Here is a 14110-nt window from a genome sequence, read left to right as displayed (position 1 = left end):
TATTATTTATTAGAATAAAGTTCAGTAGTTAATAGGCAGAAAATTGTATACTTTATTAATCAACACTATATTCCCCAACTACCAAGCCATCGTCCCTTATCATTTTCACGTTCAGTTGTTCTTCGTCTGCTTTAAACTGGATTAATGTCCTGTTTCCCGTTTTGGGACCCCCGCCTATTATGACAGGATAAGTATGCGCATCAGAAGGTGGATGAACCCCATATCGATGGGTATGTCCTGAAATGACCATATCCACGTTGTATCTTTCGAAAAGCGGATGAAACAATTTACGGCAATGCAGGGTGCCGTGCCAATCCCCGGAATGGAAAGGAGGAATGTGCATGAGAACCACCCGATATTTACATCCTTGATAGTCCTTTTTTTGAAATTCATTTTCTAACCAAATGGCCTGCTTTTCCCTAAAGGCATCAAAGGATACGATGCCCCCATACTCCTTGTCGGCATCGGTTTTGTCCTCTCCAGAATCCAATACCACCCAGTGTACCGGACCTTGTTTGAACGAGAAATAATATTCGCTATCCGGATAGGCAAAGTAGTCTTTGATATTCCGTGCAAACTTGCCCCTTGTCTCGTGGTTGCCCCGAACCATCAAAAAAGGTTTTTCACTCGCAAAAATATCCGTGCAGGGGGCAATCAGATGATCGATCAATTGTTGTTCATCGGTTTGATAGTCGAACATGTCGCCATTAAGGGCTACAAAGTCGTATTGAAAACCTTTGTTCAAGGATAGCAGATCGGCAAAGGAATAAGGCCGATCGTGAATGTCGTTGAGAATCAAACAGGAAACGCTATTCATATCTTTAGATGTACGAAAGGTATGGACATCCCCCATGATGGTGTCTCCAAAAACCAGGTCATAGGGGTCGAATTTAACGATTTCCCTGCTTGCTACCCTATACTTATAGGTAGTTCCCGGTGTAAGATCTTCTAGCCTGATGGTATTCAAATGATTATTGGCTTGAATAAAACCGTCCAAGTTATCTTCCGCTTTCAGATCAAGGTCTTCCGAGCCATATTCCACCCAACTATGTGCTTTGGAATTTGTAATAAATACAATGTCTACGGAGTTTTCCATTAAATTTTGAATGTAGGGTGCGGTGGAAAACCCGAATGAATCCGCTGACGTTTCGACTCCGTTCTCTGACTGAATCGTAGGTTTTGCCATAATTTGGGTCATTGGCAGTGAGGCACCAATGACCGCAACTTTGGAGAGATTCCCAATAAAACCTCTCCTACTCTTCAATTGTTTATTTTTAGATTGATTCCTCTTATCCTTGTTCATAATTCAATATGTTTAATTTTCTTATTCATATCTAAAGTACTTCATATAGATTTTCAACTCATTTCGATAGGATATAATAGCATTCCGATTACGCTAATACCGTAATAATTGGCTTCTCTGTCCACTTCACTCATTCACTTTGTAGGAGCATAACGTTTCTCGACCAAAACAGTAATACTTTCCAGTTACACAAGGATTTAGAACAAAGTTGCTGTTTTTGATTTTTTGCCCGTGCTATCCACTGGATAATTCCCTTGTGACTCGTCGAGTAAACCCGGGGAACTTCCCCCCGAGTTTCTCACAGCACCGTACGTGATACTCTCGCATCATACGGCTCCTATTGTTCCACTACGGAAAATCACTTCCCCGCAGTTCCACTTTGCGCCCGGATATGGTTACTCCCGTTCTGCCCGTGGACATAACGGTTTTCCATTCGACGGCTCGAAAAAGCCGAACAATACAACCCCTTCGCTCCACTTCCGTTACAGAAGCTTCATCACTACTACGGGATGTTCCGCCCCCGTGCCACGCTTCGATACTTTCCTTCTAACAGTGTCTTTTGCTTGAAGTTTTCTCTTGCCATCGTAACGACAGGTTCTCACGTTCCGTATAAAAGCCCATGCCAAGCTCGTGCCGCCTATAGGCCGGATGCCGTAACAACGGTAGACAGGCAACCTTGTTACTTGTCCCAGGGACGATATTGCACCTTGGTTTTGACATCGTCTTACCCTTTCGACGCCTCGTCAGCGGTTCATTTGCACTCACCTTCTTGACAAACACCTGACCCTTTTAAAAGGGCCTTTTCCTATATCGCTCACTACCACGGCATTTGGCCACAGCAGCTTATAGGTGGTTTGGAACCGGCGCCTGTACGCCGATTCCGGAGGGCCTACCTCCATCTTTTATACAGCACCTAGTGCTAATTTCACTGAACTTATCACTAGTTCGTGACACTCAATAACCAGGGTTTTGAACGAGCAAACTATTTTTACTTATTTCGTCCCTAGGAATGGGCATAAAATATGCCTTATCGACCCAACTCCTTTCTTGGAACACCTCATGTGTTATGGTCGGAACCGTAGCGGTAGTTTTGTCCGGTAAGAGCTCATATATTACCTTTGCTCTTAAAACTGGATGATAAGCTTCAGGCCCAATTGCCCACCTTCTGACATCATGTATCCGGTGTTCCTCAAAACTTAGTTCAATACGCCTTTCATTCCGATAGCGCTCAATTAAATCATCACCCGATTCGGTTAAATCAGGTTGCCCCGCCCTTCGTCTTACCATATTTATATATTGTCTAGCCTCTGCATCTTGCCCAAGCGCGATACATGCCTCAGCATAATTTAAAAGTATCTCGGCATACCTAAAGTAACGATAAGGAATACCTTGGAACCCGACACCTCCGCCTTCGATAAAGGTTAAATCTTTTGCCGGATCTATAAACTTTCGCAAATAGTAGCCCGTATAAGAACCATTCCATTCTTCTATGCCTCCGGATCTGGTATCCAATCCGAATCTCAGATCAATTTCCGATGTTTCATTATTCCATACCTCATAAGTCCCGACCTGAATAACACCATCGGGATCACGCCCTATGGCATCCTCAGGCCTTTTCCTCCATTTAGCACCTTCATAAAATATGTGTGCATAAAAACGTTGGTCCCGATTTTCATATGGCATACTGGCCTGGACCGGATCGGTCCAATCAAATTTAGACCCATCGGCCATTTCATAGGCATCTACAATGTCCCCTATCGGGGCGTTCACACCCCATCCATGATAACCATTAGGTCCTCCATACAACCCCAAGTATTGCTCTGATTTTTCTTCAAGGAAAGGTTTCAGCCATATATCTTCCTCAGTATATCCTGGTGTCAAAAAGTACTCCTTGATATTTTGAGCGATAGAATCCCCAGGGGCGGGGTCTGCTTTATAAAGACTATATAGTCCTAAGTCAATAACTTCTTTAGCAGCATTTTTGGCAGCTGTCCATCTTGAACCCCTATCCCCACCTTGATATCCCAATAATTCGGGATGGGTAAATGATGGCAATACTGTAGAATTATGTAACTCACTTGCGGCATATAGGAGTACCCGCGACTTTAATGCCAGGGCACCACCCTTTGTTGCACGTCCTATATCGGCCCCGTCTTGTACCTCCGGCAACAAATTTGCCGCCAAGTCACATTCAGAGACAATAAAATTGATGCAGTCTTCATAGGAGTCCCGAGGCGCTTCAAAATCACTCCCTAAGCCGTACACCTCGGTAATTAATGGGACACCGCCCCAGGCAGCAACTAATTCATGATATGAGTAGGCGCGTAAAAAACGGACCTCACCTTCCGTTTTATCCTTTAATTCTGCATTCTCAAAGGGAATGTTTTCAATGTTCTCCAAAACGGTATTACAGTTTCTTACATTTTTATACAAGTCTTCCCAGGTCTTATTGTAATACATACTTATCCATGCAGGTGTTTGATCTTGTGTTATTACTCCATTATTGAAATTAAGCGCACCGGTATTTCCACGATAATCGGCCTCATCGACAACATTTGAGGACAGTCTGCCTCTTAAAAAAGGTTCTGGAATGTTTAAATAAATGTTATTAACGAAGGACCTAACCAAAGCTGGATCCCCCCATAAATCTACTTCGGATACTTCGGTGAGCGGTTTGGTTTCCAAGAAATCATCACTGCAGGAAATAGTAATAGCCAACGTTACCGATAGCAGTAACAATACTGATTTTAATCTTTTCATGTCTCCAATATTAAAAGGTTAGACTTATACCTAAGTTATATATTTTGTTTAATGGATAGGCATTGGAAGATGTAGACTCGGGGTCAAAATCATCCAATTTGTCAAATGTGATAAGGTTGTTACCCGAAAAATAAATTCTGAAATCTTCGAACCCCGCTTTTTTTACTTCTTCGAGCCCTCCCAAATTGTAACCGATCACTAAATTTTTCAGTCTAAGGTAGTCGGCATTTTGTAGCCAGTATGTGTTTCTTTGATCTCGCCAGTACCCGAAATATCTGTTCCATGGCCTTGCCTTTGTTGCGCTTGGATTTTCCTCTGTCCATCGTCCGTTGGCGTCTTTGGCAAAATAATTACCGGATTCTCCCTGAAATTCAACATAGCTATAACGCTCGGCGCCTGTAGCCCATTGAAATAGTATTGAAGTATAAAAATTCTTCCAATCCAAATTCATGTTTAATCCTCCTGAAAAAGTAGGTTCTTCCGTCTTTTCGGATCTTACTCTATCAAGTCCGTCGATAACGCCATCTTCATTAACGTCTTCAAAGATTACGTCACCTGGCCCAGCACCCTCCCAATGTGGGTATGATTCAAGCGAGGCTTGATCCTCAAAAACTCCTATGGCATTGTAATTCAATTCCGCATTCATCGGCCTTCCGGTCGATCTTTGATATTCGGGAACCCCAGGAGTTTCGTCCCAAAACTTGATATGGTTATTGCTGTATCCTCCATTTAAAGAGAGATTATATCGAAATTCACCAATAGAATTATTGTATCCTATCAAGAAGTCGAACCCTTGATTGACAACTTCTCCAATGTTTTCACGGGGTAAAATCAAACCGGTAGATTGCGGCACGGACGCATTTCGCTGCCACAGAATATCGGTTCTATAATTATAAAAATAATCCATCGAAAAATTGAGTTTACTTTCAAAAATTGCTCCGTCAAGACCAATATTGAATTGATTTGCTACCTCCCAAGTTACGTTGGGGTTTCCGACCCTTAGTTCTTCTAGCACCTTTTCCTCATCTCCAAAAACATAGTTGCGAGTTCCAAAGCCGTAACTCGAATTGAACTGATAAGGATCAATTCGGTCATTACCGGTTTTCCCCCATGAACCGCGTAATTTAAAATAATTTATAAACGACAAATTATTGTTCCAGAAATTTTCTTGAGAAGCTATCCAGCCTAGAGAAACCCCGGGGAAAAAGCCGAACCTTTGGTCTTCGGAAAAAATATATGACCCATCATATCTCCAAACGAACTCGAACAAATATTTATTTAAAAAATCGTAGTTTACACGTCCGAAATAATTTAATCGTGCACTTGTACTAGCTTCGCCGCTATTGTCCTTTTCGTTTTCTCCGCCTGCAAATAACTCGTCGATTGTTGTTGAAACAAATTGTTTGCGGAACGCCCAAAAATTCATCTGGTCACCAGAAAGTCTTTCTGATCCAAGAAGGATACCAAGATTGTGTTTTTCCGAAAAACTCCTTTCATAGTTGAGCAAAGCATTTATCGTCACTTTCTTGCCATCCTCCATTTCCTGTCGAAGTTGTGGGCTCGGAAAACCTCGCTGCGATTTTACTAAGAACGGCAAATCATTTTCGTCCAAAGTTTCCTCGTCCCAAGTATATAGATCCCATGGTTTTTCCCATAGTTTTCTATTTTGGATATTTTTATCGTATGCCACATTTCCCGTAAATGAAAGACCCTTGGCCCATGGAAACGTAATATTTAATTTCACATTACTTTGAAAAACGTAATCGATTATTCGGTTATAACCGCTTTGCTTTGTTGTTATTACTACCGGGTTATTTCCATTTGCTATATCAGGGCCGTTTAGTCCGTTTGGCCAGTAAGCGTTAGTAGTGGGGTAGCTCCGCATTAGCATGCTGAAAATGGTGCCGGCCGACCGCGTGGGATAGTTTCTATTTTCTTGCCTTCCGGAGATATCAATACTTAAATTAATGTTATCTGAAATTTTCCCATCGAGATTGCTCCGAAAATCGGTCTGGTTATACGAAGTTGCGCTGTTCTTATAGATTCCGTCCTGATATCTAGTGCCTACCGACACAAAATATTTCAACGATTCCGACCCACCCCTTAATTCAAGGGAAGAAGTTTGCATTAGCGCTTCCGATTTCATTGTTTCATCATACCAATCTGTATTGGGGTATTTCCAAGGGTCGGAACCATCTCTATACCTTAAAATGTCCTCTTCCGAATATTTTGGCTCTATGCCATCGTAGGCATAAAGCTCGTTAATCATTTGTGCATAAGTTGCGGCATCTGCCATATTGGGAAGAACGGTAGGGCTACTTAATCCAGTATTCACATTAACAGTAATTTCTGGTTTTCCTTCTACACCTCTTTTAGTGGTAATCAAAATGACTCCATTTGCCGCTTGAGCCCCGTAAATAGCTGCTGAAGCATCCTTTAGGACGGTGATATTCTCAATGTTCGCTGGGTTAAGCCTGTTCATATCCCTGTTCGGAATGCCATCAATCACTATTAAAGGACTGTTATCTCCTAAAGTATTCGAGCCCCGAATTCTAATGGTGGAATTATCGCTGCCTGGCTCACCGGATCGTGTTACCACAGTTAAGCCCGACACTCTACCTGCAAAAGAATTAGAAAAATTAGTTACCGGAGATTTGTCAAATTCCTCACCTTCAACTGTACTGATTGCGCCTGTGATAGTAGCCTTTTTTTTTACCCCATAACCTACAACGACAACTTCATCCAACCCCTGCGCACTTTCCTCCAATTGCACGTTAACGGTTGCCTGCCCATTGACAACTATCTCTTTTTCGGCGAAACCGATATAGGAGACCACTAAGGTGGCATTTTCATCGGAAAGTTCGATGGAGAAGTTACCGTCAAAATCGGATTGTACCCCGTTGGTAGTACCTTTTTCAAGGATACTGGCTCCGGGAAGCGGCGACCCGTTGGCATCGGTAACGGTTCCCGAAACTTGAAACTGTATCGTCGTGTTAAAAACCGGCGAAGATATCGGAGCTTTGACGGAAACTGCTTTTTGCGAAACCTTCCTCAAAATAATCTGCTTCTTCAACACCTCATAACCCACATCGGTACCCGAGAACAGTTCCGATAGCACAGTTGTAATTTTTTGTTTCTCTACTTGTATGGAGACCTGTCGATTTACGTCGACATCCCTTCTGTTCAGCAAAAACTTGAAATCGGAAAGGGATTCTATCTCATGTATCACTTCTTGCACCGTAGTGTTCGGCATATCCAAGCTGATTTTCTTGTTCTGCGAATAGGTGTTTGCATGAATTTGGAAAAGTGAAACTATCGTGAAAATTACTGTAAGTTTCATTTTCAGGCTTACTTTTAGGGAGTATGGTTTACCGCCTTTAAGATAAAAGAGTTTTTTCATAATCTAGCGTTCTTAAATTGGTTGAGTATTTAAATTACTGGTAGTGATTGCAAAGGTCTTTTTGATTATCGGTCTAATTTCATGGATTTCGGTTTTAGGTTACTGAATAATCACTTTGTTATCTTCTATCTTATATTCGATCGCATAGCTTTTGTTGAACGACTCCAACACCTCTTCGATGGTCTCGATATCAAAAGAGGCATCGAACAATTGCCCCTCAAGGTCTTTGTTCCGGTTCTTTATGGTGACGTTGTATTTTCGTTCCAGAGCTTGTCGGATTTTCCATAAAGAGGTATTACGGAAAACGAGTTTGCCCTGTACCCAAGCGGTGTACATATCGGTATCAACATTTTCTATGGCGATGTCGTTCCCCGCTTTTCGCCATTCGGCCTTGAAACCGGGCTCAAGTAAAATGCCTTCACCGTTTTCCGCGTCTCCTGTTTTTTTATGGAGTTCCACGGATCCCTCGACCAAAACTGTATTGATATTTGTGTCCTCGGGATAATGGGATACGTTGAATTGGGTGCCCAAAACTTCAATGTCCAGTTCGTCGGCATGGACCGTAAAGGGATGTTCCCTGTCCTTGGCCACATCGAAATAGGCTTCCCCGGTCAAGAATACCGTCCGATCAAATCCTTTTAAAAATTGCACCGGATACCGCAAGGAGGTTCCCGAGTTCAAAAAAACATGGGTGCCATCTGACAGCACCACATCGAAACGTTTGCCGTATGGCACTTTTAAGGTGTTGTACACTAATTTCTTGGGGGCGGTTCCTTTGGCAACAGTGGCAACGGATTTCCGATAGGTCATTTTCGACCTTTCCTGATTCCCGATTATATTTCCATGGGCATCCTTTACTTTCCGGTTCGCCAAGGGGTCTAAGGCTTCAATGGTTCCATTGTCCAACGTGATGGTGATGGTTTCTTCCTTGGGAACAAGTTTGACCGGATGATTACCCTTCGTCCGATCCTGTTGAAAAAAATAACCCAGCGCCAAGAACACGAGCCCCACAGCGGCGTATTTCATCAGCGAACGGGCTTTTCGGCTACGGAAGACCTTTTTATCCCTCTTCATCCTTTTTATCAGGACTTCCTTGATCTTATCCGTATCCGGTTCGTTCATAGCAGTGATGGTTTCGTAATGCGACCGGACGAACGTCTCAAAAATCCGCTCGTTGGCCTCGACCAAGATCCAGTCGGACAGCGCATCCAGATTTTCTGCCGATGCCTCGTGCAAAAGGTATTTCACGATTCGCTTTTCCGTTTCGGGGGCCATCATATTTCGGTTCGGTCTCTATAGATAAGACAAAGCTAATTGGCAATACCCTAACTTTTTATTGACTTTTTTTTCACCTTTGCGTTTTGTCCTATATATTTATGCGATAGATTATGATCGCTATATGGAAAAAGACGAAACAACGGAACTTATAGAACGATTGAAAAATGGGGAAGAAAAGGCGTTTATCCAACTGGTCGACCTATACGACCGCAGGCTGTTCGGTTATGCTCTGACCTTGACGAACGACCATGCCCTGGCGCAGGACATCCTCCAGAACGTGTTTTTGCGCACATGGGTAAAGCGTAGAAAACTGCCCATTGCTACCTCTTCCCTACAAAATTTTTTATTCAGATCCGTTTACAACGAATTTATCAACCAGTACAAGAAGAACCGTTCGACCATGGTCTTGGAACATAAATATTTCGAGGCGCTGGACAAGGCGGTACGATTACACAGCGAAACCTCTTGGGAGAAGGTCATGGCCCGGGTTACCCGGGAAATCGAAATGGAATTGCTACATTTGATTGGACATAAAGTTGAGGGACGTCACTAACGTTTTAACTTTACCCTATAATGAGAAGAAAAGCAAGACATTACACTGATGAGTTCAAGCAAAAGGCCGTGGAACTGACCTATGCACGCGGTAGCATCGTTGAGATCTGCCGTGAACTTGACATCCCCAGATCTGTACTGGGCAGATGGAGAAAGGAGATGGGCGAACTCGGCCCCAACAGTTTTCCGGGCCGTGGCAACGCGAAAATGACCGATGAACAAAAAGAGATAGGCCGGTTGGAGAAACGCCTGAGGGACGCGGAACTTGAACGCGACATCCTAAAAAAGGCCATTGGCATCTTCTCCGCGAGCGACAGGAAATCTACCGGTTCATAAAGGACCACAAAAAGGAATTCCCTGTCGGGAAGATGTGCAAAGTCTTCAAGGTAAGCAGAAGCGGATTTTATGCATGGCAGAACCATATGCCCTCGAAGCGCGACAACGAGAACCGGATGTTGCTTTGCGAAATAATGCGTGTGCACGAACGGAGCAAGGCCAGTTACGGGAGCCCCCGTATGACCGATGAGCTCAGGGCCCGTGGGTTCGATGTGTCCAGGCCACGGGTGGCCAGGTTGATGAGGAAAAACGGGATACGGGCGGTCCACGCCAAAAAGTTTGTGGTAACGACCGATTCCAAACACAGGTATCCGGTGGTGGAAAACAAACTGGACAGGGACTTCTCCGCCGGGGAAAGCGGCCGGGCATGGGTATCGGACATCACCTATGTAAAAACGGCCAAGGGGTGGCTTTACCTGACCGTTGTCCTGGACCTTTTTGACCGTAAAGTACTGGGCTGGTCGCAAAGCGACGATCTGTGCGCGGAGAAAACCACGGTGGCAGCATGGAAAATGGCAGTTGTCAACCGTCCGCCCTCAAAGAAACTGATCTTTCATTCGGACAGGGGCATACAATATGCCTGCCATGATTTTGTCAATTTACTGGACAGCTACAAATGTGTTGAAAGGAGCATGAGCAGAAAAGGAAATTGTTGGGACAATGCCGTGGCCGAGAGCTTCTTTAAGACCATAAAGGTCGAACTCATCTATAGAAACGGCTACCGGGAGAAAAAGGAAGCTGCGCTATCGATATTCGAATGGATCGAAACATGGTACAACAGGAACAGGAGACACTCCGCTCTTGGTAATATGACAATCAATGAATTTGAGAAATCAATGCAACTTAAAAATGTAGCTTAACTAAATGTCCGTTTTTTTGTTGCAAGTCCAAAAGTTTGCCACCAAAATGCAGGGAAGTCTTCCTGCTAAGCAGAAAGGAGGGACTGACCAATCTGGAAATCTCGGAATACCTGAAGGTCTCGATAAAGACCGTGGAGGCACATCTGACCAAAGCGTTTGAGGAGCTACGAAAAAAACTGGGAGCGGAGTATCGAACGTTTTTGTTCGTTCTGTTCGGGAGAAAGGGACTGCTGGGCTAGGTTTGGGAGAATCGGAATTATAAATAAATAACTCAAGTTACGCAAAGATTAAAAAAGCTAACTTTCCCTTATGGAAAACATTGAAGATTTGTATACGGACTATCTGCTAAGCAGTTTTGGCCAGGTCACTTCCACCGGTCTGTCCTCGTTGCTGGACGGTTCGATCTCCCACGACAAAATAACCCGCCACCTGTCGGGCGGTGCCTCGGGCGGGAAGGAACTCTGGCTCTCGGTCAAGCCCTTTGTCAAGAAGTACAGGACGGAGGATGCCTGCATCATATTCGACGACACCATCGTCGAGAAGCCCTACAGTAAGGTCGAGGGGCACAACTGTTACCACTTCGACCACTCCAAGGGCATCAACGTCAAGGGCATCAACATGCTGAACTGCCTCTACCACAGCGAATCGGAAAAGGGCACCGTCCGCTGTCCGGTGAACTACCATTTAGTGGCCAAGCTCCTTCATTACTGCGAGATATCCACTAAAAAGGAAAAGCGAAAGGCCACGGTCACGAAGAACGAGCTCTTCAGGGACATGGTAGGGCAGGTCGTCCATAACCAACTGCCCTTCAGGTACGTCCTGGCCGACAGCTGGTTCTGTTCGAACGACAATATGAAATTCATCCACAAAAAGGGCAAACGTTTCATTTTCGAGATCAAGGCCAACCGCCTGGCCTGCCGCGACGGCACCGAAAGGGACAACGGGCGGTGGAAGGGGATAAGGGAAACGGTCGCCGGCGACGCCCCGGTGGAGGTCTACCTAAAGGGTCTTGGCATCAGGGTCCTTCTGGTCAGGCAGGTCTTTACGAACAAGGACGGCTCCACGGGGGAAAGGTTCCTGGTGTCCAACGACCTTGGCCTTGACGGTGCAGGGTTCATGGCGGTCTACAAAAAACGGTGGAGCGTCGAGGAATACCACAAGGGAATAAAACAGAACGCCTCGGCGGGCAGGTCGCCCGCAAATTCGTTGAAGACAAGGGCCAACCACATATTCCATTCGATCTTGGCCTACGTCAAGCTCGAGAAGCTCAGGCTGGCGAACGGCACCAACCATTTCGCCAAGAGGGCGAAGGTCTATCTGGCGGCCGTCAAGGCTGCATACAGGGAACTGAATAGGATAAAGGGAATCAAGGTCGATTACGAACCTGCGTAACTTGAGTAAATAATAAGGCCTTTGAGGTTAAACTGCTCTAATATCAGCAGAAATTTTAAGTATATAAAAAACCCACGTTTATCTGGACTTTAAACATCGTCAGAGCATCCATCAACGGAAGGGTAGCCGTCAATTTGGGCCATATAAAGGTTTAAATGTTCTTTGTGATAGACCGCAGGAGCATGGTCACCTGCCTTATCCCTACGATGTTACGGGCTTTATCTTATTTTCAATGCTATATACCCCCAAATAAGGCTAATACATGATAAATCTATGGTTAGAATTATTATGTGAACTACAGCCGATACAATATACATTTTAAATGCTTACTGTTTCCTGATTCTTGTATCTTTTGCCCACTACTCAACTCTCACCACCAACCTCTCACCTCTATGGACAATACAAATAATAAAGGTAGTTCCGTTCCTTATTTCAGAAATAGAAGACACTTGAACCATAAAAGTTTATTTCTAAGAAGTATGTAAACCCAAACAACGTAAAATGACCAATAGCTGACCAGTATGGTAAGCGGTGTGTTCAATGATCAGCATCATTTCCCGAATCAAGGTTTGATCGCCTTTTCCGTGACGCACAGGTTTTTCCAATGCATTTTTTTCGGCTTGCAAAAAAGAAACCAATTTTTCCCGATCGCTTTGAAAATCGGCAACTAATTTCTCCCAAGCTTGTTCGTTTTTTGGAGTTTGGGTTTCCGGCCAATAGTCATCGGGCCAGCTGGGCGTGGAATAGCTTTCGGCTTTACAGAAATTTAAAATATCATTTTGCGTATAATAAATATGGTAAAAGACCTCGTAAAAAGAATAGGGTAAATCAGCAGGACGGACGCCCAGCTTATCCCAAGTGATTTCTTCCAGCAACTTATCGACTGGCATAAAGGCCTGGCCGCCTTTCAGGTGTTTAACTAATTGTTTACGGATAATGTTAGGCATACTGTGTCAATTTGATAATGTGTCGATGAGTCGATGAGTTCGTGAGTTTTCAGGTTCAGATTTTCAAATTCGACTTCAGTATTCAATTTAAGTCTTTCTTCTATCCTCTCTTGTCTATTTTCTTTTTAAATCAAAAATCGTCAATCGTTAACGGTTATTGGTTAAAAGTTATCTGGTCTTCAAATAATAAACGCTCAGAATTAGTTTTTTCTAAATCATAAAGATAAGGAAAGCCCCAGCATTTTAAATTAAAAATGCCGAGGTTTAAGGGATGGTAACGTTGGGGTATGAGGCCCATCTGTGCGAAAACGTACGCTAAGCCTGGAGACGTAACAAAAAATCCCATAAGATTTCTATAGATACCAAGAATGAATTACATGCCCTTTGGTGGCAACTACCCTTCCACTGGGCCTGAACGAACGTTTTTTAGAACTGTGTTTAAGCTCTCAAAGTTCAAATTAACCCGTACCCTTTTAATTTAACCAGTAGCTTACAATCCCACGTTTATTTGGACTTTTTTTTAAACCTGCTCCTATATGTTATTTCCAAGCCTCTGCTGCAGCTTCCGCGCCAATCCAATTTAAAACGGCAAACAAGGTCCTTTGCACGAGAATTTACTTCATTCCGGCTTCGCCTACCTATCTAGGGACGTCCAAGAGTAAAACAGGTTGAAATAGCCGCTTGGTCTGTTCTACCCTTTTCCACAATATCGTATTTTTTTAGAAGGTTCTCGAACGGTTCATTTTAGAAATAAAAAGTTGGGGTCAAAAAACTATGCATTAGCTAGGGAGACGTTGAAAATTATCATAGGTCAAATCGGCGATTGCCCTGTTTTACTGGATTTGATGCAAATAATTAATTAGCTAAATAATTAATTAAAGGATTAAATATTTTTACAGGGGAATACAGATAAAGAGAATTCCACGAGACTTTTTTTGATGGATTTTAAAGGAAGACTTTAAAACTGAAGGCTTGTAGAATAATTAATCCCCAACCCCTGAGGAAGTCGGGCAACCCTACATTCCAATTCTGCACATCTGGACAAGCTGCACACCTCCCCCGAGAAGTCTCTCCGGTCCGGTTTTGCCCGACCTCCTCGGCCGCCCAAAAGAACAAGCGGCGAAAAGGCCGCTTGCCCTTTCCTCCCCCTATCCACAAAAAACTTGGATATTTCCTTAATACCGTAATTTTTTTCAACACCATATCAGACCAGATGAATCCCCAATCTGTACCCATATAATCCTATATGGTTCCATATGTTTTTATGAGTTAAAATATTGAA

At 43.7% G+C, this 14110-nt stretch carries 9 protein-coding genes; 4 read left to right on the top strand and 5 right to left on the bottom strand.

Annotation, left to right across the window (positions count from 1 at the left end):
* Window positions 1–55: 55 nt before the first annotated feature.
* The 4 genes from RQM65_RS06305 to RQM65_RS06290 form a co-directional block, all read right to left on the bottom strand.
* Window positions 56–1303, bottom strand: a complete 1248-nt coding sequence (locus tag RQM65_RS06305; RefSeq protein ID WP_314013498.1) for a purple acid phosphatase family protein — start codon at window positions 1301–1303, stop codon at window positions 56–58.
* Between the two features lie 954 nt (window positions 1304–2257).
* Window positions 2258–4063 (bottom strand): RagB/SusD family nutrient uptake outer membrane protein, encoded by a 1806-nt coding sequence (locus RQM65_RS06300; protein WP_314013497.1) that lies wholly within the window; start codon window positions 4061–4063, stop codon window positions 2258–2260.
* Between the two features lie 10 nt (window positions 4064–4073).
* Window positions 4074–7316 (bottom strand): TonB-dependent receptor, encoded by a 3243-nt coding sequence (locus tag RQM65_RS06295; RefSeq protein WP_349255851.1) that lies wholly within the window; start codon window positions 7314–7316, stop codon window positions 4074–4076.
* A gap of 246 nt (window positions 7317–7562) precedes the next feature.
* Complete coding sequence (locus RQM65_RS06290; protein WP_314013494.1) at window positions 7563–8711, bottom strand: FecR family protein; 1149 nt, start codon at window positions 8709–8711, stop codon at window positions 7563–7565.
* 151 nt (window positions 8712–8862) lie between these two features.
* Here RQM65_RS06290 and RQM65_RS06285 point away from each other — a divergent pair, with 151 nt between their 5' ends.
* The 4 genes from RQM65_RS06285 (at window position 8863) to RQM65_RS06270 (ending at window position 11881) form a co-directional block, all read left to right on the top strand.
* Window positions 8863–9294 carry an RNA polymerase sigma factor gene (locus tag RQM65_RS06285; RefSeq protein ID WP_314013492.1) on the top strand — a complete coding sequence of 144 codons (432 nt, stop codon included), beginning with the start codon at window positions 8863–8865 and terminating at the stop codon, window positions 9292–9294.
* A 20-nt stretch (window positions 9295–9314) separates the two neighbouring features.
* Window positions 9315–10489, top strand: a protein-coding gene (locus RQM65_RS06280; RefSeq protein WP_314012607.1) for an IS3 family transposase whose coding sequence is annotated in 2 segments (ribosomal slippage) — window positions 9315–9573 and window positions 9573–10489 — 1176 coding nt in all. Because the reading frame shifts where the segments join, the coding sequence is not laid out codon by codon here.
* Between the two features lie 35 nt (window positions 10490–10524).
* Entirely contained in the window at window positions 10525–10728 is a 204-nt protein-coding gene (locus RQM65_RS06275) for a sigma factor-like helix-turn-helix DNA-binding protein (protein ID WP_314013491.1), read from the top strand.
* A 70-nt stretch (window positions 10729–10798) separates the two neighbouring features.
* Complete coding sequence (locus tag RQM65_RS06270; protein ID WP_314013489.1) at window positions 10799–11881, top strand: IS701 family transposase; 1083 nt, start codon at window positions 10799–10801, stop codon at window positions 11879–11881.
* A 470-nt stretch (window positions 11882–12351) separates the two neighbouring features.
* On the opposite strand, the gene RQM65_RS06265 is transcribed toward RQM65_RS06270, so the two are convergent.
* Window positions 12352–12828 (bottom strand): DinB family protein, encoded by a 477-nt coding sequence (locus RQM65_RS06265; RefSeq protein ID WP_314013487.1) that lies wholly within the window; start codon window positions 12826–12828, stop codon window positions 12352–12354.
* Window positions 12829–14110: the final 1282 nt, after the last annotated feature.

Source organism: Pricia mediterranea, assembly GCF_032248455.1.
GTDB classification, from domain to species: Bacteria; Bacteroidota; Bacteroidia; order Flavobacteriales; family Flavobacteriaceae; genus Pricia; species Pricia mediterranea.
The sequence above is the reverse complement of the archived record's forward strand: the minus strand, read 5'-3'. Positions and strand labels throughout refer to the sequence as shown.

Coding starts and splice junctions, on each gene's coding strand:
- RQM65_RS06285 (WP_314013492.1), top strand. CDS start 8,863: ATGGAAAAAGACGAAACAACGGAACTTATAGAACGATTGAAAAATGGG.
- RQM65_RS06295 (WP_349255851.1), bottom strand. CDS start 7,316: ATGCCGAACACTACGGTGCAAGAAGTGATACATGAGATAGAATCCCTT.
- RQM65_RS06265 (WP_314013487.1), bottom strand. CDS start 12,828: ATGCCTAACATTATCCGTAAACAATTAGTTAAACACCTGAAAGGCGGC.
- RQM65_RS06305 (WP_314013498.1), bottom strand. CDS start 1,303: ATGAACAAGGATAAGAGGAATCAATCTAAAAATAAACAATTGAAGAGT.
- RQM65_RS06300 (WP_314013497.1), bottom strand. CDS start 4,063: ATGAAAAGATTAAAATCAGTATTGTTACTGCTATCGGTAACGTTGGCT.
- RQM65_RS06270 (WP_314013489.1), top strand. CDS start 10,799: ATGGAAAACATTGAAGATTTGTATACGGACTATCTGCTAAGCAGTTTT.